The sequence below is a fragment of the Eggerthella sp. BIOML-A4 genome (assembly GCF_009875575.1).
In the GTDB taxonomy this organism is placed as follows: domain Bacteria; phylum Actinomycetota; class Coriobacteriia; order Coriobacteriales; family Eggerthellaceae; genus Eggerthella; species Eggerthella lenta.
This window is the reverse complement of sequence record NZ_WWRX01000008.1, coordinates 269,926-295,495: the sequence shown is the minus strand read 5'-3', so window position 1 is coordinate 295,495 and position 25,570 is coordinate 269,926. Positions and strand designations below refer to the sequence as shown.

At 64.5% G+C, this 25,570-nt stretch carries 21 protein-coding genes; 13 read left to right on the top strand and 8 right to left on the bottom strand.

The genetic code is table 11. From position 1 onward, the window contains the following. Positions 1-38 precede the first annotated feature (38 nt). Entirely contained in the window at positions 39-1,538 is a 1,500-nt protein-coding gene (locus tag GT613_RS09865; protein WP_009305849.1) for a helix-turn-helix transcriptional regulator, read from the bottom strand. 227 nt (positions 1,539-1,765) lie between these two features. Between GT613_RS09865 and GT613_RS09860 the strand changes: the two genes are divergently transcribed. Next, positions 1,766-3,709 carry an FAD-binding protein gene (locus GT613_RS09860; protein ID WP_009305851.1) on the top strand — a complete coding sequence of 648 codons (1,944 nt, stop codon included), beginning with the start codon at positions 1,766-1,768 and terminating at the stop codon, positions 3,707-3,709. A 133-nt stretch (positions 3,710-3,842) separates the two neighbouring features. Next, the gene (locus GT613_RS09855; protein ID WP_009305853.1) at positions 3,843-4,736 is read left to right on the top strand and encodes a hypothetical protein; all 894 of its coding nucleotides are present in this window, start codon (positions 3,843-3,845) and stop codon (positions 4,734-4,736) included. Between the two features lie 1,271 nt (positions 4,737-6,007). Here GT613_RS09855 and GT613_RS09845 read toward each other — a convergent pair. The 6 genes from GT613_RS09845 to GT613_RS09820 all read right to left on the bottom strand — a co-directional run bounded on the left by GT613_RS09845 (position 6,008) and on the right by GT613_RS09820 (position 9,988). After that, positions 6,008-6,520 carry an Asp23/Gls24 family envelope stress response protein gene (locus GT613_RS09845; RefSeq protein WP_009608111.1) on the bottom strand — a complete coding sequence of 171 codons (513 nt, stop codon included), beginning with the start codon at positions 6,518-6,520 and terminating at the stop codon, positions 6,008-6,010. Between the two features lie 96 nt (positions 6,521-6,616). Then, the gene (locus tag GT613_RS09840) at positions 6,617-7,063 is read right to left on the bottom strand and encodes a DUF2273 domain-containing protein (protein WP_009305857.1); all 447 of its coding nucleotides are present in this window, start codon (positions 7,061-7,063) and stop codon (positions 6,617-6,619) included. An 11-nt stretch (positions 7,064-7,074) separates the two neighbouring features. Beyond that, positions 7,075-7,695: an alkaline shock response membrane anchor protein AmaP gene (gene amaP, locus GT613_RS09835; RefSeq protein ID WP_009305858.1), complete on the bottom strand. Its 621-nt coding sequence runs from the start codon at positions 7,693-7,695 to the stop codon at positions 7,075-7,077. Between the two features lie 185 nt (positions 7,696-7,880). Then, entirely contained in the window at positions 7,881-8,867 is a 987-nt protein-coding gene (locus tag GT613_RS09830; protein ID WP_009305859.1) for a hypothetical protein, read from the bottom strand. Continuing rightward, positions 8,864-9,382: an RNA polymerase sigma factor gene (locus GT613_RS09825; RefSeq protein WP_009305860.1), complete on the bottom strand. Its 519-nt coding sequence runs from the start codon at positions 9,380-9,382 to the stop codon at positions 8,864-8,866. The genes GT613_RS09830 and GT613_RS09825 overlap by 4 nt, the downstream gene beginning before the upstream one ends. 210 nt (positions 9,383-9,592) lie before the next feature. Continuing rightward, positions 9,593-9,988 (bottom strand): molybdenum cofactor biosynthesis protein MoaE, encoded by a 396-nt coding sequence (locus tag GT613_RS09820; protein WP_009305861.1) that lies wholly within the window; start codon positions 9,986-9,988, stop codon positions 9,593-9,595. Between the two features lie 665 nt (positions 9,989-10,653). Between GT613_RS09820 and lysA the strand changes: the two genes are divergently transcribed. The 9 genes from lysA (at position 10,654) to pyrE (ending at position 21,293) form a co-directional block, all read left to right on the top strand. Beyond that, on the top strand, positions 10,654-12,009 hold the full coding sequence (gene lysA, locus GT613_RS09815; protein WP_009305862.1) for a diaminopimelate decarboxylase: 1,356 nt from the start codon (positions 10,654-10,656) through the stop codon (positions 12,007-12,009). Positions 12,010-12,025: 16 nt separating this feature from the next. Then, positions 12,026-13,309 (top strand): homoserine dehydrogenase, encoded by a 1,284-nt coding sequence (locus tag GT613_RS09810; RefSeq protein ID WP_009305863.1) that lies wholly within the window; start codon positions 12,026-12,028, stop codon positions 13,307-13,309. A 150-nt stretch (positions 13,310-13,459) separates the two neighbouring features. Continuing rightward, a complete protein-coding gene (locus GT613_RS09805) occupies positions 13,460-15,562 on the top strand; it encodes a sensor domain-containing phosphodiesterase (RefSeq protein WP_009305864.1) in 2,103 nt (700 codons plus the stop codon). Between the two features lie 221 nt (positions 15,563-15,783). Then, a complete protein-coding gene (locus GT613_RS09800; protein ID WP_009305865.1) occupies positions 15,784-16,200 on the top strand; it encodes a hypothetical protein in 417 nt (138 codons plus the stop codon). A gap of 9 nt (positions 16,201-16,209) precedes the next feature. Further along, positions 16,210-16,650: a MarR family winged helix-turn-helix transcriptional regulator gene (locus GT613_RS09795; protein WP_009305866.1), complete on the top strand. Its 441-nt coding sequence runs from the start codon at positions 16,210-16,212 to the stop codon at positions 16,648-16,650. Positions 16,651-16,664: 14 nt separating this feature from the next. Continuing rightward, positions 16,665-17,510 carry a DUF5685 family protein gene (locus GT613_RS09790; RefSeq protein ID WP_231566061.1) on the top strand — a complete coding sequence of 282 codons (846 nt, stop codon included), beginning with the start codon at positions 16,665-16,667 and terminating at the stop codon, positions 17,508-17,510. Further along, positions 17,503-18,291: a DnaJ domain-containing protein gene (locus GT613_RS09785; RefSeq protein ID WP_114518276.1), complete on the top strand. Its 789-nt coding sequence runs from the start codon at positions 17,503-17,505 to the stop codon at positions 18,289-18,291. Before GT613_RS09790 ends, GT613_RS09785 begins: the two co-directional genes overlap by 8 nt. 220 nt (positions 18,292-18,511) lie before the next feature. Further along, the gene (gene dnaK, locus GT613_RS09775; protein WP_009608198.1) at positions 18,512-20,314 is read left to right on the top strand and encodes a molecular chaperone DnaK; all 1,803 of its coding nucleotides are present in this window, start codon (positions 18,512-18,514) and stop codon (positions 20,312-20,314) included. A gap of 298 nt (positions 20,315-20,612) precedes the next feature. Beyond that, a complete protein-coding gene (gene pyrE / locus GT613_RS09770) occupies positions 20,613-21,293 on the top strand; it encodes an orotate phosphoribosyltransferase (protein WP_009305870.1) in 681 nt (226 codons plus the stop codon). A gap of 120 nt (positions 21,294-21,413) precedes the next feature. On the opposite strand, the gene GT613_RS09765 is transcribed toward pyrE, so the two are convergent. After that, positions 21,414-23,087, bottom strand: coding sequence for an FAD-binding protein (locus tag GT613_RS09765; RefSeq protein ID WP_009305871.1), 1,674 nt, complete (start codon positions 23,085-23,087; stop codon positions 21,414-21,416). A 181-nt stretch (positions 23,088-23,268) separates the two neighbouring features. Here GT613_RS09765 and GT613_RS09760 point away from each other — a divergent pair, with 181 nt between their 5' ends. Then, on the top strand, positions 23,269-24,738 hold the full coding sequence (locus GT613_RS09760; protein ID WP_226844248.1) for a helix-turn-helix transcriptional regulator: 1,470 nt from the start codon (positions 23,269-23,271) through the stop codon (positions 24,736-24,738). Between the two features lie 150 nt (positions 24,739-24,888). Continuing rightward, complete coding sequence (locus tag GT613_RS09755) at positions 24,889-25,557, top strand: HAD family phosphatase (RefSeq protein WP_009305873.1); 669 nt, start codon at positions 24,889-24,891, stop codon at positions 25,555-25,557. Positions 25,558-25,570: the final 13 nt, after the last annotated feature.

Here is a 25,570-nt window from a genome sequence, read left to right as displayed (position 1 = left end):
CGCGTCTCGGGCGCTGCCGGCCTTCAATCTGCCGACCTTCAACCTCTCGGCGTTTCGTCGTCGATCATGGCGAGTAGCTCCTCGCGCGAGTTGATGGCGAGCTTCGCGTAGATGTGGCGCACGTGGGTGCGCACGGTGTTCTCGGAGATGTAGAGCTTCTCGGCCACATAGCCGTGATTGTAGCCTCGTCCCAGGTAGTACAGCACCTCGCGCTCGCGCGGCGACAGCCCCCGTTCGGCTGCCAGCGTGTCGCAGCGGCGGTGGATGTACGTGCGCGAGTCGTCCGCGCCGTGAGGCTCGGTGCGCCGGCCTTCGCGCTGCCGCGAGCCTTGCGCGAACGATATGGCGATGAGCGCCAGGTACACGGTGAGCATGATGAGACAGATCGTGCGGCCGTCGGTGCCGATGACGGCGATGCCGCACAGGCCGGCCACGAACGCGAGCGCTAGCAGCGCGAGACAGGCCGGGAATACGAACGTGGCGGCAAAGGGCACGCTGCGGACGGCGCTGGCCATGCTGCACCAGATGGCCAGCGCGATCACCGCGAAGCTGGCCTGGGTGAGCACGTCGATGATACCCGCTGCGACATCGCTGTCGGAGCTGATGACGGGCAGCGCGAGCAGAAGCGCCACGGCGATGGGATACACGGCCTGGTTGAGCAATCTGAGCGGCGACGAGTTTGCCTTGCGCAGCACGAACAGCGCGACGACGATGGCCAGCAGCGACGGCCCGATGAGCGATTTCCACGCTCCCAGCGGATCGGGCAGGCGCATCTGCTCGCTCGAGATGACGGGATCCCAGGTGAGCCCGAAGATGAAGCAGGTGATGCACGCCCCTACGAGGGGCATCCACAATATGGCGGCTGCCTTGCGCAGCCGGATGCGATGGTCATCCTCGCTTGCGCTTTCGGCGCCGGCGGGGTGCGGTGCCGCAGTCTCGTCGTTGAACGTGCGGGCGACGAACAGCAGCGCCACCGATGTGACAAGCGAGCATGCGATCAGCGCCAACCCGATGGGAGAGGGGGAAAGCGGCTCGGCCGCGAAATGGACGACTGCTGCCGCCACGATGCCCCATGCGCTGTTGAACAGCAAATTCTCCGGTTCGAGCCGCGCGAACACCGAGCCCCACGCCGTGGCGAGCATGGCAAGTCCCGCTCCGAACGCCAGGCCGAACATGGCGGGCTCGGCGAACGGCAGCGTCAGCTGCGTGTACAGCGGCAGCATGAACTGCACTCCGATGGCGACCAGGCAGGCGCCTGTCACCAGAGGCGCCGTGCGGGTGAGGTCGGGCGTGCGTCGATCTGCGCGCTTGGCCAACATGGCCAGCGCGGCGAGCACGATGCCCGCGCCCGTCAGCCCCCAGCCGGCGTACACCGCGAAGGGGTGCAGCGAGGGCGTCGCGCCCGTTCCGTGCTCAGAAAAGAAGCGGATCGCATTGAGGAAGACGGAGAACAGCAGTCCCGCGCCCAGCAGCGCGGGCTTGAACGAGACGGGCGCCGGAGACGCCTGCTTCGAGTCGTGTTGTTGCGCGCTTTCCATGCCCTCCCTGCAACGCCTCGGCGTTTTCCCTCGTAGATAGCGCAAATCACCAAATTCAGCTATAGGGTGGGCGCGTGCGGCGCACCCTGCGGATTCCGAAATCATCGCTTTCAGTGATGGCGAAACCCCGGCCTGCACCGTAGTGTAGCCGAACGTCCGGCGCCGCACAACAGAAGCGGGCGACGCCGGGATCGGAACATGGGCACATGATTGAAGGGAGCGGGAACATGGGAACCACCTCGAAGCACAGCTGGTCGCGTCGCGACTTCTTGAAGGGGGCGGCCGCCGGCACGATGAGCGTCGCCGCGCTGGGAGCGCTGGGCGGATGCTCGCCGCAGCAGTCGGCCTCCACCGCCTCGGCGGCGGCCGCCGATTCCGGCGAAGCGGGCACGTACGACGTGATGCAGGAGCTGTCGACGTTCAACCGCGGCCAGAATGCCAGCGCGAAGGCGCCTACCACGCCCGAAGAGTACATCGCCCTCAAGGGCGACGGCGTGCTGTCCGCGGGCGGCGGCTGCGAGCAGCTGGGCATCAAGCCGGCCGACTTCATGCTGAACAAGCCGGCGTGGTTGGGCGACGCGCCCGTGGTCAGCGACATCGCCGATACCGAGGACTGCGACGTGCTGGTCATCGGCGCGGGCAACGCGGGCACCGTGGCGGCGCTGCGCTGCCAGGAGGAAGGCGCGAACGTCTTCTTGGCCGATATGCAGACCTACGACGAGTACGACGAATACGCCTGCGACATGGCCTGCTACAACTCGAAGCTGTTCCTGGACAAAGGCACGCCCGAGATCGACACCACCGAGGTGTTCAACGAGTACATGCGCCTCTCGCGCGGCCATGCGCACCAGAAGATCGTGCGCGACTACGCCATGCGCTCGGGCGAGATGCTCGACTGGATGGTGGGGCACATTCCCGCCGAGTACGTGGAGAAGTATGCGAAGACCTCGAACTACAAGGGCAACGACAACTTCAACGGCGAGTGCTGCGGGCAGAGGTCGTGGCCGGCCATGACTCAGTGGCGCGACGAGGAATCCAACATCAACATGTGGCCGTTCGTCATCCGCTCGGTGCACGCGGCGTTCGAGGAAGCCGGCGGCACCATCAAGTGGGGTTACCAGGGCGTGGTGCTGGTGCAGGACGGCGACGCGGTGACCGGGGCCGTCTTCCAGGATGTCGACGGCGCGTACCACCAGATCAACGCGAAGGCCGTGGTCGTGGCGGCGGGCGACTTCGGCGGCAACCCCGACATGCGCCTCGACCTGTCCGACCAGATGCGCAACCTGGCCTGGTCGTACGGCAACGACCGCACCGACGCCACCAGCATCGGGGGCATGGGCCGCGACGGCTCGGGCATCCGCATGTGCATGTGGGCCGGCGGCACGATGGAGGGCGGCCCCCGCGCCGGCCAGGCCGCGGGCATCAACGGTGTGCCGGGCTTCGCGTTCGGCGGCGCATGGCCGTGCTTCGGCAACGACGGCAAGCGCTTCATGAACGAGACCATGGTGAAGCACGGCTCCAACGGCTACCTGGACATGCTTCCCGAGGGCCAGCTGCTGGTGAACGTGACCGACGCGAACTGGGAAGAGTACCTGTCGCACCAAGGGTACGGCCACGAGACGATGGACCGCAGCTCGGACTACATGGTGGAAGAAGTGCGCGAGAACATGGCGAACTACAAAACCGGCAAGGACGGCTTCGACGTGCGCGCCTTCTCCCGCTTCGGCAAAGAGTACTCCACGGTGTACGCTGCCGACACGCTTGAGGAGCTGGCCGAGATCGTGGGCTACACCGGCGAGGCCAAGACGAACTTTCTGGCCGAGGTGGAGCGCTACAACGAGCTGTGCGCGAAGGGCCACGACGACGACTGGGGCTGCGACCCGCAGAACCTGCTGCCCATCAAGGACGCTCCCTTCTTCGCCTCGTTCGGCACCACGGGCGGCAATCCTTCCGGCGGCCTGTGCCAGCATGCGGCCATCTGCACCGACGGCCGCTACCAGGTGCTCACCGGCGAGAAGCAGCCCATTGCGGGCCTGTACGCCGCCGGCAACACCTGTGGCCAGCGCTACGGCATCCAGTACGCCACGCCCACGGCTGGCAATAGCTGCGGTTCGGCGCTGACCTCCGGCTACTGCGCTGCCGAAAGCGTCATCGAGGACCTGAAGGCGTAAAGCGGCCCGCAACCGATTCGGGGCCGGTTGGCGTATCCCTCCTCTCCCTCCCCGATGCCAGTCGGCCCATAGCGCGCGGCGGCTGCTTTCAAGTGGCCGCCGCTCCGCGCGAGCAGAAGAAGGAGCAACGATCATGACAGAGAAACGCGATGCGATCGTTCAGGTGTCCGTCCCGTTTTGCGTGGACGATCGCGCGCTTCGCCGCGAGGGCATGATCCTCGGGTGGGATAGCGCGCGCATGGCGCGCTACGCCGACGCGCTGGTGGCCGAGATCGAGGCGAACGCGGGGCAGTTCGACGATTGCCTGGTGCGCGCCGTGCAGCTGGGCGGCGGCGTGGCATCGAACGCGGGCGCGGACATCGCGCGCATCGTGCGCGCCGTGCGGCAGGTTTGCGACGTGGCCGAGGACGCGCCCGTCGCCATGCGTTCGTCCATTGCGAACGTGAGCGGGGCGACCATGCCGTTTTTCCGACGCGCCGGGGTGACGCGCTTCGACTTCGAGATGCTGTCGCTCAACCCCGTCGACTTCGTGCGGCTCAATCGGGTGGACAACCTGAACGATCTGCCCATTATCTGCGACCATTTCCTGCATTCGTACGCGAACGACACGTTGGGGCTGGTGCTGGCGTTCGGCCATGATGCTTCCGAGGGCGGGGACGGTGCGCTCAACGTGCGGCGCACGGCGCTGGCGGCCGCGCGCTCGCATGCGACCCACGCGGAGCTTGTGCGGGTGGCCGATGAGCTGGCGGCGGGTTGCGACGAGGTCGCGCGCCAGCTGGACGAGATGCGCGGCGCGTTGACCGAGCATGGCTTCATGGAGTACCTGCCTCTTCGCTTTGCGCGCGCAGGCAAGGAGGACCGTTTCGCGCAGATGGCGGCCGCTGGCGTGCCGCAGATCGGTTTCGGCTTGGGTGCGATTACGCGTATCGACGGAGCCGAGAGCGTGAACACGCGCGACTTGGCGCGCTACTGCGCCGCGGAAGGCGACTTCGCGAAGATCACCGAAGAAGTGCGGAAAACGCGTTAGGCACCGTTGCGGAGGAGCGGTTGCTTCCTTATAATAGCAGGCGAGCCGCAGGGAGCGGCTAACTCCCCACGGCTCTCGAACTCGCTACGGCGGTTCGGATGTTATTGTGCGCCCGGTTCGTCCCTCTGGGACGACCGGGGTTCGTCTTTCGACCACGCTTGAAGCGCGAGCGAGGCCGCCCCGACCGCCAAGCTGCCGAAAGCAGCTACGAGGCCGAGAACCTGCAAGATAACTCCGGTAAGGCTGAGTACAATACCATCCATGGAGGACACCCCCTTCCGTATATCTAGAATTCGGAAATGGATGTAAAGAGGGTGTGTCATCCTCCCCGCCTGGCGGGTTCGTGCTTCTTAGTATAACAACCCCATCTCACGTTTTCATGGCGCACATCCAGCGCAGATCTTCCTCGATCTTACTGAAATCCCACGCGTTTACAGTGCGGATTCCACGTTTCTTGCCGCTGTTTCTCGCGCGGATTGCACGCGCTTTGCCCTTCGTTCCCGCGTGGATCTTGTCGAAGCCGTCGCGGCGTTGCTCGGCTTCGAATATTTCACGTGAAACATTCGCTCTGGCTGTCCGTTTGACGCGCAAGCTCCGGCCGCGCGGCGTGTCGCCTAGGCGCCGCGTCTCTCAAAGCGCCGTGCCTCGTGCATCCGGCGAGGCCACCGATGGCGAAAAAGCATTGAATTCGGAAATTGCGTAGCGAACCGCAGACGTGCTGGTAATCCCAATCTATCATAGTCCCAGGTCATGAGATCGCTTGCTTCCGGCGCTGCTCGGCGGACCCATCCCGGATGACGCGATCGCTTCCGAATTCGATGTCTTTTTGCCATTCGCTGCCCTATCGGCTGCTAAACCAGGATCGACATGCACCGCCGCGCGCCGCTTCCCCTGTCGGGCGGCTGGCGATCGGGCGGGACGGGCTCCTGGCCGATGGCCGAAGAGGGCTTCCGAGCCGCCGGCGAGCTTTCGCGGGGCGGGCCGACCCGGGCTATGTCAATTCTGGTTTGACAGCGGAGGGCAGGTGGGCTGACCGAAATGGCCCGCAGAAGGGCACGCACGCCGCGCGCTGCGCGGGGAGCGGGATGTCGGACGCGGTAGGATGTCGGATAGGGGAAGCGAAAGGGTCAGGATGATATTTGAGGGCAGGCGAGCAATCCGGCCCCGCTCGTTAAAAAGCCCGCCGCGCGGGAGGCGCGACGGGCTTGCAACACGGGGTGCGGAGCGCGGACGGGACGGCTCCGCAACACGACGCTGAGGGCGAACCCGGTCTAGTTGGCCGAGTCGTCCTGCTGCCCGTCGTCGCTGTTGGACCCGTTTTTCTGGGCGTACTCTTCCGGAGTCATGACGTCCACCACGTTCACGGTCATCTCGACCACGTTGAGGCCGGTCATGTCCTTGAGGTCGCCGCCGACAACCTTTTTGATGTCGTCGAAGATCTCAGGGGCGGACTTGCCGTACTCCATGATCACGTCGAGGTTGATCTTCGCGTTCGTGTCGTCGACGATATCGGCGTCCACGCCCTTTGTCTTGTCTGCGCCGCCCAGGCCTTCCTGGATGCGGGAGAGAACGTTGCCCTTCATGTCGATGATGCCGTCGATCTTCTGAGCGGCCATGGAGGAGATCTTCTCCACGACGTTCTCGTCGATGACCAGTTTGTACACCGGCTCGGCGGAGACGGAGTCGGCCGTGGCGGCATCGCTCTTTTTCTTATCGGCGTCCATATCGGAGTAGGGGTTGTAGGTGGAAGAGGTTGCTGGCTTGGTCATAGTGCTCTGGGTCATGGTAGTTCCTTTCTGTAGCATGATGGATCGGGGGGGCGAACGCCTCGTGCTGCGCGAATCTCGCAGGGGGATGGGCGCGGCACGCGAGGCGTTTCGCTAGTTGAAACGTTCGAGGACCTGTTTCATCTGCTGGCGCGTCTTGCGGTCGCCGTCGCGGTACTTGCCGATGACCACGCCGATGGCGGCGAACACGGCCAGCAGCACGGTGGGCCAGAATCCCACGATGAGGATGAGGGCTGCCGCGACGAAGCCGATGATGCCGTACAGCACCGCATGGCTGTGGTTCTCCACGTACGGCGAGAACGCGCGCTTCATGCTGGCGTACACGCCCTTGTCGCGCTTCGTCTCGGCCGCTGCATTCGCCAGCACGTCGGACGGTGTGTCGGCCGTACGCTGCGGAGCCTTCTGCTCGTCGTGCTTCTGGTTCGAAGACGCGTAAGCGTTCGTCGTTTTCGGCTTCTGCTTCGCCGCCTGCGACTGCTTGGGCGCCGACTTCGGAGCCGGGGTGGCCGCAGGGTGGATGCGCATGGTGGACTGAGTCATCGTCGCATCACCTACTCGACCACGTGGGCGGGCACCGGTTTGGTCTGGTGCTGACGGCGCGTGTCGTCGGTATACTTCGTGGCCTGCTGCGTGAACGCGGGTGTAACCACGTCGGCGTCGCCTGCGAACGTGATGCGCACGGAGTCGACGGGGTAGCCGGTGAAGGCTTCAAGCGTCGCGGCGATCTCGTCCTGCAGCTTCGCGCCCAGCTGTCCCAGCTCGGCGTTTCGACCCGGATCGATCTTCGCGTGGATGCTCATGCGCGGGTCGTGCTTGTTCGTGATGTGAACCTTGACGTTGTCCGTGGACAGGCCGTGATGGCTCTCGACGACGTGCTTGACCGTGGACTGGATGGCGTTCTGCGTGATGGCGATGCTGCCGTTGTCGCGCTCAAGCTCCAGCTGCGAGTTCTTGCCCGGAGCAGTGATGGCGCGAATCAACACGACCAGCAGGCCCAGCGCCGTGATGCCTAGCAGAACGGCCTCGACGACGAAGAACCACGGCATGCTCATGAGCCAGGCGATTGCCGGGAACAGCGGTTCCCAGGCGAACCAAAGGGCTGCGAGCACGCCGATGCCCAGCACGGCAGCAACGACGAACACGATCATGCAAAAGCGTTTGAACTTTCCCATAGATGCCGCCTTTCTTCTAGAATGCGCACGCCCGATGGCGGTGCGCTGCCGGATAGAGTGGGACTACTCTAGAAGAAAGCCGCAACGGGCGCGCCTGGCCGCGCAAAAGTGCCGCCAGCCGTTTGCCGTGTTGTTGAGCACCCGTACCCCTTTGCATGTCCGACGGCTCGGTAAAGGGGTTCGGGTCAGTCTATTTGCGTGAACCTGAACAGCTGCGGACGGGCTATGGGCTCGGTCGGGCCGGGGTTCGCCTCCTCTTCCGCGGCTTGCGCGCGCAGGGCTTCGCCGTAGGCGCGCAGCGTTTCCTCGAGGTTGTCGACCGGGGTTATGACGTAGGTTTTCGTTTCGGTCGTTCCATCGTCGTACGTGGCCGTCACCTTGAGACGCGCCTGCGCGATCATGTCGGCGTATTTGCGGATGAGCAGCGCATTGAGGTTTTCGTGCATATTGACGTCCCATTTTCGACGATCGCCGTAGAACTCTCCCGTCGTGGCATCGTACAGCTCCGCCACCTCTCCCTCCAACGGGAACGAAACGCGCAGGGCGTGCCATATCTCGGTCTTGTTCGCGTTCTGCTCGTCGTAGTTCACGGTGAAGCTCGTGGTGCGATCTTCCGTATAGGGGTCGTCGCCCTCCTGGTAGGAGAATTCGGGCATGCGGGCGTTCGTGTAGAACAGCACGCGGTCGCCTTCCACCGTGTAGGTGAGCGAAGCGACGTTCGTTCCCGTGCAGGAGAGGTCGAACAGATGGGCCACTGAGAGGTAGCGCTGCCCCGAGTCGGGCGCGTTGTCGGCGTTGTTCGGATCTATCTCCGGGTCGCTGCGCCACACTTTCGTGAAGCCGCCGTATCCGAAGTCGTCTGTGCCCGCATCGAGGGCGAAGGAGTTTTTCGCCGTCGCATTGTCGAGTTGCTGCGAGATGGCGAACGCGACGCCGCTCGCAAGGGCAAGCACGCAAGCGGCTGCGATGACGGCCGTGACGAAGCGGCGCGTACGATAGCCGCTTTGGTTGCAGGTGCGCGGTCGGCGGGTAGGCTTCGCGTGCACCGCCTCCGCTGTGCGCAGGCGGTGCGCCTCGCGCATCACGCGATCGTGCACGCGGCCTGGCATCTCTATGTCGTCCATCAGCGCGCGGTACTGGTCCTGCTCGGGTGATTGTCCTGTCCGTTTCAAAGGATGCCCCCTTTCCCCAGCATCTTCCCGAGTTGCGTTCGAGCCCGGCTCAGGCGCGAGCGAACCGTAGCGGGCGCGCAGTGCACGAGGCGGGCGATTTCCTCGGTCGAGAATCCCTCGTAGTAGTGCAGATGCACGATCAGGCGCATCTTGTCGGGCAGGCGTCCTAGCGCTCGTCCGAGCTCGCTGTCCTGCAGGGCGCGTGCCGCATCGTCGCTGCGAGGATCTTCGCGGCCCGCATCGGGAACCGCGTCGGTGAGTTCGGCGCGTCGTTTCCAGGCCGAACGGTGCAGGTCGCGGCAGCGGTTGATGGCGACGCAGAGCAACCATGCCTTGAGATGCTCGTCGTCTTTGAAAGCGGTTGCGTCTTTCAGCAGGCGCAGGAACACGTCTTGGCAGATGTCTTCCGCGTCGTGCGGGGACTGCGTTTGGTTGAGGGCCAGGCGGTAGACGGTGCTTCCCCAGGTGCGCATGGCGCGCTCCATGAAGTCGTCCTGCCTGAGCGTTGGTTGCATACGGGGTATCGCCTCCTTGCCACCAACACGAAACCGGCTTCGGAAATGTGCCCGGAATGAGAAAAAAGCGGCGAAGCGGGATTTCTCGCCGCTTCGCCGCCTGTGAGCGCCGCCGAAGGGCGGCCTTATGTCGCGGGATCGCCTTTTCTGGCGGTTCCGCGCGACGAGACCTTTTCGCCGAGCTGCCCTGTTGCGTCCGCCGCCTTCGCTTTACGCGTAGATCTCTTTCTCCTCCACGAGGTCGTTCTTGATCTTGCCCACCAGCTTCTGCAGCGCGTCGATGCAGTTCGGTCGGATGTCGGCGCCGATGAGCACGTACATGATGGAGTCGCCCACGTTGAGCACGCCCTCGTTCAGCCACGTGCGCACGTAGTATACGCCCGGCCAGGTGAGGGCCTCTTGCACCGCTGCCTCCACGCCGGCCGCGTCGTAGGAGAATTCCACCTGGGCGACCTCGCCCAGGCCCTCGACGCCTTCGCGCACCTGCTTCTTCGGCGTGATGCGCACGATGCCGTTGTGGGTGAGGTACATGCCGCACTGCGCGGCGTTCGGATCCTGCTTCGCTTCCGCGAGCCATTGATCGATGGACGGTTCCTGCTGAGCCATGCCGCTCCCTTCCTCGAGGATGATCGCCCCATTATACGCCATTGAGAATCGTGGGAGACGTTGCCATGAAGGGGCCTTGCCGCCGTCGGCCATCGCGTACGGCTCGTGCGGGCTCGCTTCGTCATCGACCTGACGGCGGATTGGGAAGCGAGGCGGCAGAGATCGCGCGCTATGCACGATTATCGGGGCTCGTCTTCGAAGGCGAAGAAGGAAAGCCCAGGTCGGAAGAAACGACGATGGCGGAGAATCGTACATAGCGCGCGATCTCTGCCATGCGGAGACGATCCATCGCGGGACCCTGCCGGCACGGGCACCATCCTGCATCCCGCTTCGACGCGCACAGATGTTTCACGTGAAACATCTGTGCGCGGGCGGGAGCGGGACGCGAGGCGCGGGGAGCATAGACGCGCACATGGGGCGCGAAACGCGGGGAGCGGGCGGATCCGAAGATGTTTCACGTGAAACATCTGTGCGCGTTGGTTAGAAAGCAACCGTCGACCTTCCATAACGTTCCCCCTGCATGGAGCGGCGCTTCGGCCGGCTTCCAAAAGCCGTTTAGCGCCTGCCGCAGGGTGGATGATTGCGACATTTTCGATCAGGGTGTCGCCGTGCGCGAGCGGGGATGATAGACTAGGCGAATCCCCAGGACGCACGAAAGGAATCGCATGTCTCTTCCCGCAGCCGACTTGAGCAAACAACCGGACAACCGCACCACCATGGAGCTGGGCGCGGTGCTTCCCTTGACCGCCGAGGTGAAGGACGACCACCTGTATGTGGGCGGCGTCGATATGGTGGAGCTGGCGCGCGAGCAGGGCACGGCGCTGTACGTCATGGACGAGGCGGACATGCGCACGCGCATGGAAACCTACCTCGCGGCGTTCCGCAGCCGCTATCAGAACTCCGATGTCGTGTACGCCAGCAAGGCGTTCCTCAACAAGGAGGCCGCGCGCATCGTAGCCGACGAGGGGCTGTGCCTCGACGTGTCAGGCGGCGGCGAGCTGGCCATCGCGTTGGCCGCGGGCTTCCCGACCGAGCGCATCTTCATGCACGGCAACAATAAAACGCCGCGCGAGCTGCGCGAAGCCATCCAGGCGGGCGTTGGCCGCATCATCATCGACAGCCGCATCGAGCTCAAGCGCATCTCCGAGATCGCGGGCGAGCTGGGCGTCGTGCAGCCTATTTACATGCGCATCACGCCGGGTGTCGAGGCCGACACCCATCAGTACATCCGCACGGGTTGCGAGGACTCGAAGTTCGGCTTCACCATGCGCGACGACTTCGCCTACGGGTGCGTGAAGGACGTGCTGGCGGCCCCGAACGTGAGGCTGGCGGGTCTGCACTGCCACATCGGCTCGCAGATATTCGCGCTGCATTCCTACCCTGAGGCCGTCGAGGTCATGGTGGAGCTTATGGCGCGCATCGAGGAAGGGTACGGCTATCGTATAGAGGAGCTGGACGTGGGCGGCGGCCTGGGCATCGCCTACACGGCCGACGACAAGCCGGCTTCCATCGACGAGTTCGCCGAAACGGTCACGTCGGCGGTGCACGCGGCGTGCGAGAAGTTCGGCGTGCCCGAGCCGCGCCTGCTCACCGAGCCGGGCCGCAGCCTGGTGGCCACGGCGGGCGTGACGCTGTACACGGTGGGCATTCTGAAAACGCTGCCGGGCATCCGCAAGTACGTGGCGGTGGACGGCGGCATGTCCGACAACATCCGCACGGCGCTGTACCACGCCGATTACGAGCCGGTCATCGCGAACAAGGCGGGTCAGCCGCGCACCGAGATCGTCACCATCGCGGGCAAGCACTGCGAAAGCGGCGACGCCGTGGTCATCGACATGCCGATGCAGCACCCCGACCTGGGCGACATCGTCGCCGTCTTCGGCACGGGCGCGTACTGCTACACTATGGCCAGCAACTACAACGGCCAGCCGCGGCCGGCCATCGTGTTCGTGAAGGACGGCCAGGCCCGCGTGACCACGCGACGCGAAACGTACGAAGACCTGATGAGCCGAGACATTTAGGAAAAGGGAGCGCAGCATGACGGTAAAACTGGGACTGGTGGGCACGGGCACGGTCGGCGGCGGGTGCATCGACATCCTGAAGAACCACCGCGAGGATTTCAAGCGCCACTACGGCATCGACGTGGAGCTCGTGCGCGTGTGCTCGCGCAACCCCGAGCAGGCTATCGCGCACGGCGTGGAGGACATCTTCACGCAGGATTACCAGGACATCCTGAACGATCCGGACATCGACATCGTGGTGGAGCTGATCGGCGGCACCACCGTGGCGCGCGACATCGTGGTGGGCGCTCTCAAGGCGGGCAAGAACGTGGTCACGGCCAACAAGGCGCTCATGGCAACGTACGGCGAAGAGGTCATGGGCGCGGCCGACGAGGCCGGCAAGGAGATCGCGTTCGAAGCCAGCGTGGGCGGCGGCATCCCCATCATCGACCCGATGAAGCACTCGCTCATCGCCAACGAGATCAGCTCGGTCATGGGTATCGTGAACGGCACGACGAACTACATGCTCACGCGTATGGTGGAGGACGGGCTCAGCTACGACGCCGCGCTCAAGGAGGCACAGGAGAAGGGCTTCGCGGAGGCCGACCCCACCGCCGACGTGGACGGGTTCGACGCCGCCGCGAAAATCGCCATCCTCGCGTCCATCGCGTTCAACTCGCGCGTGACCATCGACGACGTGCACACCGAGGGCATCCGCAACGTCACCACGATGGACTTGGACGCAGCGCGCGACATGGGCTACTGCGTGAAGCTGCTGGCGCTGGCGCACCGCACCGACGAGGGCGTGGACGTGCGCGTGCATCCCACGATGCTGCCGCTGTCGCACCAGCTGGCCACCGTTGACGGCGTGTACAACGCCATCTACGTCACAGGCGACGCCGTGGGCGAGACGATGTTCTTCGGCGAGGGCGCGGGCGCGGGCCCGGCCGCCAGCGCCGTGATGGGCGACGTGGTGGAAGTGGCGCGCCATGTCACGCTGGGCGTGGGGCCGCTGGTGGGCTGCACCTGCACCGACGAGCTTCCCATCGTGCCGATGGACGACCTCAAGACGAAGTACTACATCCGCTTCAAGGTGGCCGACCGCTCAGGCGTGCTGGCCGCGATGGCCGGCGTGTTCGCCAAGCACAACGTCAGCGTGTACTCGGTGGTGCAGCGCGGCAAGAAGGAAAGCGGCCAGGTGGATCTCGTGTACGTCACCCACACCGCGCGCGAGAAGAGCGTGCGCGACGTGCTGGCCGAGATCGCCGAGCTCGACGACGTGCTGCGCGATGAGCCCAGCGTCATCCGCGTGGAGGAGTGATCCTGCGCGCACATCGACGCCCCTCGAACGGCCTCGCCTCGTGCGGGGCCGTTCGTTTTACACTACCCCCTTAGCAGCGACCTGGGCTTCCTCTATAATCATGCCTTATCAGAGGGCATATTGGCACATCGGGGACAGAGAGGGGCGCTCGTGCAATTCGCAGTAGATTCGCTCCTCGACGGACTGTCCGAGCTCGTGTACATCAGCGACCCCGACACCTATCAGCTGCTGTTCGTCAACAAGGCCGGCAAAGAGGCTTACGGCCAGGACATCGCCGACGGAACGCACCTGTGCTACGCCGCGCTGCAGAACCGCACGTCCCCCTGCCCGTTCTGCACGAACAACCGCCCGAGCGGCGGCGCGTTCCTCGAATGGGAGCACACGAGCCCCATCACGAAGCATCACTACCTGTTGCGCGACAAGCTGATCGACTGGAACGGCAAGCAAGCGCGCCTCGAGATCGCGTTCGACATAACCGATCACGACCGCGAGAAGGAATCGTTCAAGTTCCTCGCAAGCGCGAACGGTTTGAACGTCGAATGCATCCGGGTTCTGGAGAACGACGATCTCGATGCGGCGCTCAACGCGGTGTTGGGCATGGTGGGCGAGTTCTTGCAGGCCGATCGCACCTACATCTTCAACATCGTGAGCCATCGCATGTGGAACGCCTACGAGTGGTGCGCGCAGGGCGTGTCTCCCGAGATCCAGAACCTGTCCGATTTGCCGTTGTCGCTGATCGATCACTGGATCGAGCGGTTCACCCGCGGGGAAGCGGTCATCATCAACTCGGTGGACGACCTGCAGGACGGCGAGCGCGCCGACGAGTACGAGGCGCTGTCCGTCCAGGGCATCCAGTCGCTCGTGGTCGTTCCGCTCGAAGTGGACGGCAGGCTCGTAGGCTATATGGGAGCAGACGATCCGAAGAAAGGCCGCCTGGAAATCATTGAGAAGCCGCTGGTCAGCCTGGCGTCGTTCATCTCCGCCAGCATGAAGCGCGCGATGGCGGAGCGCCAGGTTGACGAGCTGACCTGGAAAGACGGATTGACCGGTGCGTACTCGCGCAGCGCGTTCCATCGCGATTACGACTGCGGGACGTTCGAGAGCATCGGGTTCGTGCTGGTGGATGCCGACCGTCTTGCGGTGGTGAACCGGGAGCGCAGCCGCGACGAGGGCGACGAGGTCCTGCGGCGCATCTGCTCTTCCATGCGCGAGGTGTTCGGCGAGGGCGTGTACCGCATCGGCGACGACGAGTTCTGCGCGGTGGCCCTGCCGCTTGAATACGAGGAGTTCGACCGCATGACGCGCAGCCTGACGGCCCGCTTCGCCGAGGCCGGGCTGCCCGCTTCGGTGGGGCTTGCCTGGAGCGAGCGCTGCGAAGACGCGACCGTGCTGCTGAACACGGCGGGCGACCGCATGCGCCGCGTCAAGATCGGGCGGCATCGGGCAACCGATCTGGGCATCGACTTGGCGCAGGACGGAGCGGTGAACGACCTCATCCGCCCCGGCGGCGCGCGGGACGCGGTGGAGGCCGGGCTGCTCGACATCTTCCTCATGCCTCAGGTGGCAACGCAAACCGGTGCGCTGGTAGGGGCCGAAGCGCTCATCCGCTACCTCGACCCCGAGCGGGGGATCGAGGTGCAGCCGGCATCCTTCGTTCCCGCGTTGGAGGACATGGGCGAGATCGCCGATGTGGACTTCTTCGCCCTGACGCGCGCGTGCGAGACGGTTGCGCGCTGGCAGCGCGAAGGCCGTGCGGCAGTGCCCATCGCGGTGAACTTCTCGCGCATGACGGTGGGGGAAGAGGGATTTGTCGATCGGGTGGCGGAAACGGTCGCGCGCTTCGGCGTGGACCCGTCGCTCATCGAGATCGAAGTGACCGAGTCGGCGCGCGGGCGCGGAGGCGACCTGCTGCGCTGCGTGGCGGACGATCTGCGGGGCCGCGGTTTCAGCGTGGCCGTCGACGACTTCGGGGTGGACAACGCGAACGTGTCGCTGTTCGTGCAGCTGGAATTCGACGTGCTGAAGATGGACCGGTCGTTGATCTGGGGCATCGATGCCACGGATCGCACCATGCGCGTGGTGAGCGGCCTCGCGTCTTTGTGCGACGACCTGAGCATCGAGTCGGTGGCCGAAGGCATCGAGACCGAGCAGCAACTGGAGGCGCTGAAGACGACGGGATGCACGAGGGCGCAGGGGTATCTCATCGGGAGGCCGTCCGCTATCGACGAGTTCGAGCGGCGGTTCATGGCGTAAGGACGCGATGCGCCGCGAATGCGGAGCGCCTTTTCCTGTGGGCGCTTTATGGCAGCAACATGTCAGTTCGATGACATCGGCTCGTCTTGGTCGAAAAATAATCTTACTTTAATACTATATTTCTTCAGAGATCGAAAGCGGCCGTGCGACGGTCGGCGTCGTGCGCGGAAGCGCGTTTGCGCTGCGTGCGGCCAGGCAGGCATGAAGGAGAAGAGGTTCGCGTGAAGGGTTTTCTGGAGCGGTTGCAGTGGAAGCTGTCGGGCATGATGCAGGGGCGCCGCGGCGCCGACACATTCTCCAACTTCTTGGTGGTTGCGGGTATCGTGCTACTGTTCGCCTCGCTGATTCCTGGGCTTGACCTGCTGTCTTGGGTGGCGCTGATCGTGCTGGCGTATTCGCTGTTCCGCAGCTACTCGAAGAACATCGCCGCCCGCGACCGCGAGAACGCGACGTTCGAGCGCATCGTGGAGAAGCCGCGCAAGCAGCTGTCGCTGATGCGCAAGAAGTGGACGAACCGCAAGACCACGCGCTACTTCAAGTGCAAGGGTTGCGGCCAGGTGCTGTCGGTGCCGCGCGGCAAGGGCACGCTGCGCGTGGTGTGCCCGAAGTGCAAGACCGAGACGAAGCAGAAGTCGTAAAGGTCCGCCGTGGATATCGCAGCTTTCAAGCGCGAGCTGTTCGCCATCACCTACGACTTGCAGAAGATACTGCACGATACGATGACGCCGATCTGCCAGGAGCACGGCCTGACGTTGCAGCAGATGCACGTGCTGGTGGAGCTGATGCGCACGCCGGGTTTGACCGCGGGCCAGCTGAGCGACCGCGCCGGCATCCTGCGCACGAACTTCTCGCCCGTGTGCCGCAAGCTGGAGAATCGAGGGCTCATCGAGCGCCAGCGCAGCCAGACCGACCGCCGGTCGCTGCGGCTGCATGTCACCGACGAAGGCCGCGCGCTGTTGGCCAGCGTCGACGGCGAGGTGCAGCGTCGTTACGGCAGGGCGTTCTCGGCCGAGCCGCAAGAGACGTTCGATGCGATCCTCGAAGGTTTCCAGGCGCTCAGCGCCTTTTCGGGAAAGCTGGTGCGCTGAGGATGTTCGGATACGTGGTGCCCCGTTTGGAGGGCTTGGACGAAGCCGAGCGCGAACGCTACCATCGAGCGTACTGCGGGTTGTGTCGCGCGATCGGCGAGCGATGCGGGCAGCACTGTCGCTTGGCGCTGACGTACGACCTGGTGTTTTTGGCGCTGTTGCTGGGCTCGCTGTACGAGCCGGAGGAGCGCGAGGGCGAGGGACGCTGCGCGCCCCATCCGGTGAAGGCGCACGGGTTCGTGCGTTCGGCATGTATCGACTATGCGGCCGACGTGACGGTGGCGCTTGCGTACTACAAGGGCCTCGACGACTGGAACGACGATCGCAGCGTGCGGGCTCGGGCGTTTGCGGGCATGCTGGCCGGATCCTACCGTGCCATCCGCGAAAGGAACCCTCGCATCTGCGAGGCCGTCGAGACGGGCATGGCCGACATCGGAGCCATCGAGGCCGCTGCGCGCGAAGCGGGCGCCGCTCCGGGCGGCGAGGTGCCCGCTCCCGATGCGGCGGCCAACCGCTTCGGCGTGCTGATGGGCGAGCTGTTCGTGTACCGTCCCGACGATTACTGGGCGGACGACCTGCGGACGGTGGGCGCCCGTCTGGGCAAGTTCGTGTACGTGATGGACGCCGTGATGGACTACGAGGACGACCGGGCATCGGGCAGCTATAACCCGCTGGTTGCTATGGATATGAGCGCGGAGGATATGCGCGAGGATCTGCACCTGCTGGCGGCGGGCGTGGCCGAGGCGTTCGAGCGCTTGCCGCTGGAGCGCGACCTGCGCCTGCTGCGCAGCGTGGTGTACGCGGGCGTGTGGCAGAAGTACTACGCGTTGGAAAACGATAAGGAGAAGCGCCGTGGTTGAGAATCCCTACGACGTGCTGGGCGTGAGCCGTGATGCGTCCGCCGACGAGGTGAAGAAGGCGTACCGCAAGAAGGCTCGCGAGAACCATCCCGATCTGAACCCGAACGATCCTGCGGCGGCGGATCGCATGAACAAGATCAACGAGGCGTACGACCGCATCGTCAACCCCGAGAAGTACGCGGCGCGCGACCGTCGCGCCGGGGCGGCATCCGGGCCGCAGGGTAGCGCGGGCTACGGAGGCGGCGCGGGATACGGCGGAGCAGGCCAGGGGCAGGGCGCGGGCGGTTCGGGTTACGGGACCGAGGGGCCGTACGGCTGGTCGGGCGGCTTCGGGTTCGACTTCGACGACCTGTTCGGCTTTGGCGGCGCAGGTTACGGCAGCCGCGAGCCCATCCATCCCGAGGCGGCCGCGGGCGACAACGTACAGATGCGCAACGCCATCGACGCCATCAACGCCGGGCGCGGTCAGCAGGCGGTGGACATCCTGAACACGGTGACCAGCGACGGCCGCTCGGCCCGCTGGTACTACCTCAGCGCGCTGGCCAACGACGCGGCGGGCAACACGCTGATGGCGCTCGAGCAGATCAGGCGCGCGGTGCGCATGGATCCGAACAACCCGGACTACCAGCGCGCGCAGCGGCAGTTCCAGCAGACTGGCCAAACCTACCAGCAGGAAAGCCAATCGCAAGGCTTCAGCATGGGCATCGACCCCAGCATCCTCTGCTGCGGCATCTGGTGCCTGGGCCCCTCGTTGTGCCGGCTGTGCGGGATGCCGTTTTAGGTTCCGGCGGCCTGCCGGCCGTCGGAACCGCTCGACGCTGCGGCTTCCCATGGTGCCCGATCTCGCGGCGAGTCCGAGGGCTTGCGTACCGAAGTACGCCACGCCCTCGCCCTCCCCACGATCTCGGGCACCACGGAAACCCTCGCTGACGCTACGAACTACCGGTGATTCGAGTTTTCGCACTTGCACCTATGCAATCTCAACCCGAAAGGACGCACTCATGGCAACGATCGGCATCGACTTAGGAACGACGAACAGCTGCGCGGCTACGGTGGAGGGCGGCCGGCCCGTTATCGTGCCGAACGCGGAAGGGGAGCGCACCACGCCCAGCGTGATCGCGTTTTCGAAGGAAGGCGAGCGCCTGGTGGGAACCATCGCGTGCCGCCAGGCGGCGGTGAACCCCGACCGCACCATCGAGTCGGTCAAGCGCCGCATGGGCAGCGATTGGCGCGCCAACATCGACGGCAAGCCCTACTCGCCGCAGGAGCTGTCGGCCATGATCCTGCGCAAACTGCGCCGCGATGCCGAGGCGTTTCTTGGCCAGGATGTCACGCAGGCGGTTATCACGGTGCCCGCGTACTTCGACGATGCGCAGCGCCAGGCCACGAAGGACGCCGGGCGCATTGCAGGCCTCGACGTGCTGCGCATCATCAACGAGCCCACGGCTGCAGCTCTCGCCTACGGCTTGGACAACGGCACGCCGCAGAAGGTGATGGTGTACGACCTGGGCGGCGGCACGTTCGACGTGTCGGTCATCGAGATCGGCGACGACGTCATTGAGGTGCTGGCCACGTCGGGCGACAACCATCTGGGCGGCGACGACTTCGACGAGCGCGTGGCTGCGCACCTGCTGGACGCCTTCAAGCGCGAGCATGGGGTTGACCTGCGGGGCAACCAGGCGGCCATGCAGCGCGTCACCGAGGCGGCCCGCGAGGCGAAGAAGGAGCTTTCGTCGCTCGATACCGCGCATGTCAACCTCCCGTTCTTGGCGCAGGGCCCGTCGGGCCCGCTGCACCTCGAGGCCACGCTCACGCGCGCCGCGTTCAACGACATGACGCGCGATCTGGTGGAGCGCACGTCGGGTCCCGTGCAGACCGCGCTCAACGACGCCGGCATCGCCGCGTCCGAGCTGGGCTGCGTGCTGCTGGTGGGCGGCTCCACGCGCATTCCGGCCGTTCAGGACCATGTGCGCAAGCTCACGGGCAAGGAGCCGTCCGCGTCCATCAACCCCGACGAGTGCGTAGCCATGGGCGCCGCTATCCAGGGTGCCACGCTGTCCGGCACGTCGACGGGCCTGGTGAAGGCCGATAACAGCATCCTGCTTTTAGACGTGACGCCGCTCAGCCTGTCCATCGAGACGGTGGGCGGCGTGGCGACGCGCCTCGTGGAGCGCAACACCACGCTGCCGGTGCACTACTCGCAGGTGTTCAGCACCGCCGCCGCGTTCCAGACCAGCGTGGAGATCCACGTGCTGCAGGGCGAGCGCCCCATGGCGAAGGACAACAAGTCCATCGGCACGTTCAAGCTGAAGGGCATCAAGCGCGCGCCGGCCGGCGTGCCGCAGATCGAGGTGACGTTCGACATCGACGCGAACGGCATCCTCACCGTGTCGGCGAAGGATCTGGACACGGGCAAGGCGCAGTCCATCACCATCGACGACTCCGGCCGCATGTCCGACGACGACATCGAGCGCGCCATTCGCGATGCCGAGCAGTACGCCGCGCAGGACAGCGAGCGACGCGAGGCCATGCTGGCGCGCGAGGAGGCGCAGGGTCTGCTGAACGAGGTGGACCGGGCGCTCGGCCAGGTTGGAAAGCAGTTGGAGAAAGACGAGAAGAAGCAGGTCAAGGCCGACGCCGAAACGCTGCGCAAGGCGCTGTCGAAGCGCCCCGCCGGTTTCGGCAAGAAGGCGCGCGAGGCCGAGGCGGCGTCGGTTGACAACGTGTCCGACATCAAGGCGGCCGCCGAGCGCTTGAGGACATCGAGCGCCCATGTGCGCGAGCTGCTGGGGAAGCAAGGGTAGGGGGCGCGGGATCTGACATGTCGACGGCGGCGGGCGAGATGCTCGCCGCCTTGGGCGCAAAACGGCGCCCATGACAATGTTTCCCATGGAGAACTCGGAGTCAGGGCGCCTCGAGAAGCTTGCGAGCTGGGCATATGCCGATCCGCTTCTCGACGATCCGGCGCAAGGGGGCTGAAAGGCCGCCCAAAATTGTCATGGGTTGCATTTTGCGCCCACGTCCCGGCGGTCGGCGCTTTCTAGTATCATGGTTCGCAGCGGGCGCGCGGCTGCGCGGTGAAAGAGAAGGAAGGGACCCCTCATGGAGCAGTACAAGCAAGAGTTCATCGAGTTCATGGTTGAAAGCGAAGTGCTCAAGTTCGGCGAGTTCACGCTGAAAAGCGGCAGGAAGTCCCCCTTCTTCATGAATGCGGGCGCCTACGTGACGGGCGAGCAGCTGCACCGCTTGGGCTTGTATTACGCGCGCGCCATCCATGATACTTTTGGGCTGGACTTCGACGTGGTGTTCGGGCCGGCGTACAAGGGCATTCCGCTGTCGGTGATCACGGTCATCGGCTTGCAGGAGCTGTACGGCAAGGAAGCGCGCTACTGCTCCAACCGCAAGGAAGTCAAAGACCACGGCGCCGATGCGGGCAACCTGCTGGGAAGCGAGCTGCACGACGGCGACCGCGTGATCATGGTGGAGGACGTCACCACGTCCGGCAAGTCCATAGATGAGACGTATCCCGTGCTCAAGGGCGCGGCCGATGTGGACGTCAAGGGCCTCATTGTGTCGCTCAACCGCATGGAAGTGGGCAAAGGCGGCGTAGTGACTGCGCAGCAGGAAGTGCAGGAGAAGTACGGTTTCCCCGTCGCGTCCATCGTGAGCATGGCCGAGGTGACCGAATGCCTGTACAACCGCGAAGTGCAGGGGCGCGTGGTCATTGACGACGACGTGAAGGCGGCGCTGGATGCCTACTACGAGCAGTACGGCGTGAAGTAAGGCTGAGCCGACCCCCTGGTTTCTTCAGCTGTTCCCGTCCAAGCGAATGCGAAGGCCCGATCGACGCCATCATGCGCGTCGATCGGGCCTTTCAGGAGGGGAGGGGATTTTGGGGGTCGGCTACTTCGCCAGGTTCTTCGCGATCATGCGGCCGAACGTGACGGTGCGGCCGCAGGCGTTGCCGGTCGAGAGGTTCGGATACGTCATGGAGTAGTATCCGCCCGAGTCGTTGCCGGTCACGTACAGACCCTCGATCACGCTGCCGTCTGCGCGCAGCGCCTGGCCTTGGGTGTTGATGTTGATCCCGTCCATGGTGCACAACAGCATGCCGGTGTTGCGGATGCCGTAGAACGGCGGGTTTCGCACGGGTGAGAGACGGAACGGCTCTTTCCCGAAATCGGGGTCGACCTGATTATCGTAGTTCTCGTTATTGCGCTCCACCGTGGCGATGAGCGCGTCGGCGGGCAACCCGAGCTTCCCGGCCAGCTCTTCCAAGGTGTCGGCTTTTTGGATGTAGCCCTTGGCCGCCAGCTCTTCGTTCATGCCCATAACCGCCTGGATGGGGATGTTCGGCGCGGCGCCGTTGTCGAAGGGGAAGAGGCGCGAGCATCCGTGCATGTCGAATTGCTCGGCGTAGGTGGCGAAATCGGCATCCCAGAGCGTGACGTGGATGGAACCCGGCTGCTGGGCGTCGGAGTGCAGCACGAAGTCGTACGTGCCGGATTCGTTGCAGAAGCGCTCGCCGTTCAGGTTCACCTTGAGCCAGGGCTGGCTTCCCATCCAGAAGAGCGTGCCTACGCCGCAATCGGCTCCGCCAAGCGAGTCGGCCGGCAGGCCGCCGCGATCGAACAGCATGCTGGAATGCGTATCGTCCATCTTCGCACCCGCCCACAGGCAGGCCTTGATGCCGTCGCCTTCGCAACCCGGCTGCGCGGAGTTGAACCCATACAGGCTGGTGGTATGCGGCTGCAGCGCCTTCTGCATGTCGACGTTGATGCCGTAGCCGCCGGTGGATACCAGCACGCCCTTGCTGGCGTTGACCTGGATGTATCCGTTCTCGCCTTTGCCGATGGCGCCGACCACCTTGTCGCCTTCCACAACCAACTTGACCATGGGCGTGTTGTAGCGGAACGTCACATGGCCGGTCTTCTCGGCGTAATCGGACAGCACGGTGAATCCGTTAAGCGAGCCATCTTCCGGCCAGGCGGGCGAATGACCGGTTGCCCAGTGCTTGTAGTTCGTCTCGTGCTTTTCTTCGGCGGCTTCATGCCAGAGCTTCACGCCGTACTGGTCGAGCACGGTCTCGTACCAGTCGATGGTTTCGCCCGATTTTTCGTACCACGTCTTATGAAGGTTGAGATTGCATTGGCCTGCGGCGTAGTGGTTCATGTCGAGCAGGTACTCCTGCAGATCCATCGTGTATCCGCTTTCCTGCTGAAGGCGAGAGTTCACGCCTCCGACGTCGTCGCGCACGACGCCGCCGTTGTACTTCTCCAGAACGAACGTCTCGATGCCCTCTTCTCCGGCTGCGCATGCGGCGAACAGGCCGCCTGTGCCAGCGCCGACGATCAGGAATTCGGTGTCGATGGTTTCGACGATGTCGCTTTCCTGAACGGTCGGCTCCGAGCCCAGCCAATCGGACGATGTGCTGCCCGTTTCAGCGTTCGCTTCTTCGGCGCCCTTGTTCTCCTTCGGCGCGCATCCGGCCAGTCCCAAAACGGCTCCGGTGCTTGCCAAGGCTGTTCCTGCGAGGAAGCTTCGACGAGATATGCCCTGTGCATGTTTGGTGCTCATAGGTCCCTCCCTTGTTCGCGAGTTGTGCAGGCGGTGCTCCGCGCTGCGGCGGTTCGAGGGTGCATCCTAGGGTCGCCGTGGGCAAACTTCATCACCCTCAGTGGGTAATTTTTGGGTAACCCCAGGTAGAAAGCTTCTTACGCCGGTTAACCAGATGGAGTGTTTCGGCTACAATACGGGCATGTTGAGATCACGGGAGCAGAACGGCGAGGGGGTCGCGCCGCCGAAGGCGGGCTTGTTCTCGTTTGCGCAGGGCCTTGCGTTGGCGTTGCTGACGTTGAGCAGTTGGTCGCTGAACGTGCATCTGTTTCCTCTGTACGACACGCAGCTTTCCTTCATTCGAGAGCTGTGTACGTTAGCGAACGGCGCCGCGCTGGTGGCTGTCGCCGTCGTGTCGGTGCGTCGTCCGCGTGCGTTGCGCAGGCAGGTGCTCATGGGCATTGCGATCTTCGGAGCTGCGGGAGGGTCGCTGCTCGTGTGGGCGGGTGATCGGCTGGGATCGATGGGCGTCATGCTGGCAGGCGCCTGCCTGGTATCCGTTGCCGAGGGTGCGTGCGCGATCCTGGTGGGCATAGCCCTGTGCTCTGTTCCGACGAAGCTCGCGTCCATCTGCATCGTGACGGGATTGCTGGCATGCGCCGGCGCGAAACAGGCGATTGCGGTGGGCTATTCGGAGTTTGCGCTTGCCGTCCATGCAGCCCTCTTGCTAGGAGCTGCGTTGTTGGCGAATCCGACTGCTTCGGAAACAATGGCACGGCTTTCTCGCGACGAATCGCCGCACGATATGGCCATCACGCAGCCTTCGTCGTTCTTGCCGTTCGGCCATCAACTATTCGTCTGCCTCCTTCTGTTCAGCGCGGTCCAGGGCTTCATGCTCACGTTCGGAGAAACCGGGGGCATTCCTGCCACGTCGATCTGGAGCCTCGCGATTTTGGCGGTGGTCCTTGTTGTCGCATGCCTTGCTCCCCGCCGGTTGACGACCGATGCGCTTTTGAAGCTGGCCGCGCTGCTTGCGATCGCGGGGCTTCTGCTCGTTCCCGCTTCGGACTTGATTCGGTTCTCCATCTCGAACGGTTTGATCAGCTGCGGGATCGCTGCGTTCGACGTGTTCCAGTGGATCGTGCTCACGGCGTTGGCCCGGCGCAACATGCATGGTGCCGTTTCGGTTTTCGCTTGGGGCTCCGCGATGCATGCCATTGGCGTCATCCTAGGAGCCAATGCCGGCCGTTTCGTGAACCACTATTGGACGAGCGATGTGCAGGTGGTGGTTCTGGCGGTGGCTGGTATCGTGTTTTGCCTTGTCGTTGCCATGTCGGTTTTTCTGCAGCACTTCAGTTTCGAGAAAACCATCAACGGCGTGCGCGAGAGCGTTCCGCCTGTTTTGGTCGACAGCGCAGATGAAGACGATGCTTCCGAGGAGAGGGCTCTGACCGTTGACGAGCGGTGCGAGGTCCTCTCGCAGCAGAAGGGGCTCACGAAGCGAGAGACCGAGGTGCTGCACTTGCTGGCGCGCGGTAGGACGGGCGTGTTCATCCAGCACGAGCTATGCGTGTCGTACAACACCATCAAAGCGCACGTGAAGCATATCTACCAGAAGCTGGACGTCCATACCCATCAGGAGCTGATCGATCTGGTGGAGGATCTTGGGTAGCTGTCTCGCACTCGGATGCGTTAACTCTGGGCAAAATCAAGACCCTGGTCAAACTCGGATGCGAAGTTTCTGATACTCTTTCGTGGAACAAGAAGACGATTCGCCGGGCGCCGGTTTAGCGGCGTTCGGCATGCCTTGAGGGGGTATCGTATGGACGCATTCCGCATCGGCGTGATCTTCGATTGCGACGGGACGCTGATCGACTCGATGATGGTGTGGCGCGAGACGGAAGCCGGTTTGGCGCGGCGTGCGAACGTGACGTTGACGGCGGCCGAAATCGATGCGCTCACCGCGATGACCATTCCCGAGTGCGGCGCGTTCTTCCACGAGCGCTTCGGCTTGGGTTCGTCGGGTGACGAGGTGGTCGCCATGATGGACGAGCTCATGTTGGAGTTCTACCGCGAGCGCGCTCTGGCGCGGCCGGGAGCGCTCGAGTTCGTGCAGGCGTTGGCCGAGCGCGGGGTGCGCATGAGTGTGGCGTCGTCCAGCCCGCAGCCGTACTTGCAGGCCGGGCTTGAGCGCTGCGGGTTCGCGCCGTACCTCGACGCCATCGTGTCGGTTGACGACGTGGGCGCCTCGAAGCGCGAGCCCGCTGTGTACGATCACGCTCGCGAGGCGATGGGCACGCCGCTTGCCGCCACCTGGGGCGTCGAGGACTCGGTGTACGCCGTGCGCACGCTGAAAGCCGCGAACTACCGCACGCTCGGCATCTACGACTGCGATATCTCGGGCACGTGCGAGCAGCTGGCAGCCGAGGCCGAGCGGTTCATCACGACCTTCGAGGATTTGGACGTCGACACGTTCCTCGGTTGGAACTAAAAGAGGCGAGGGG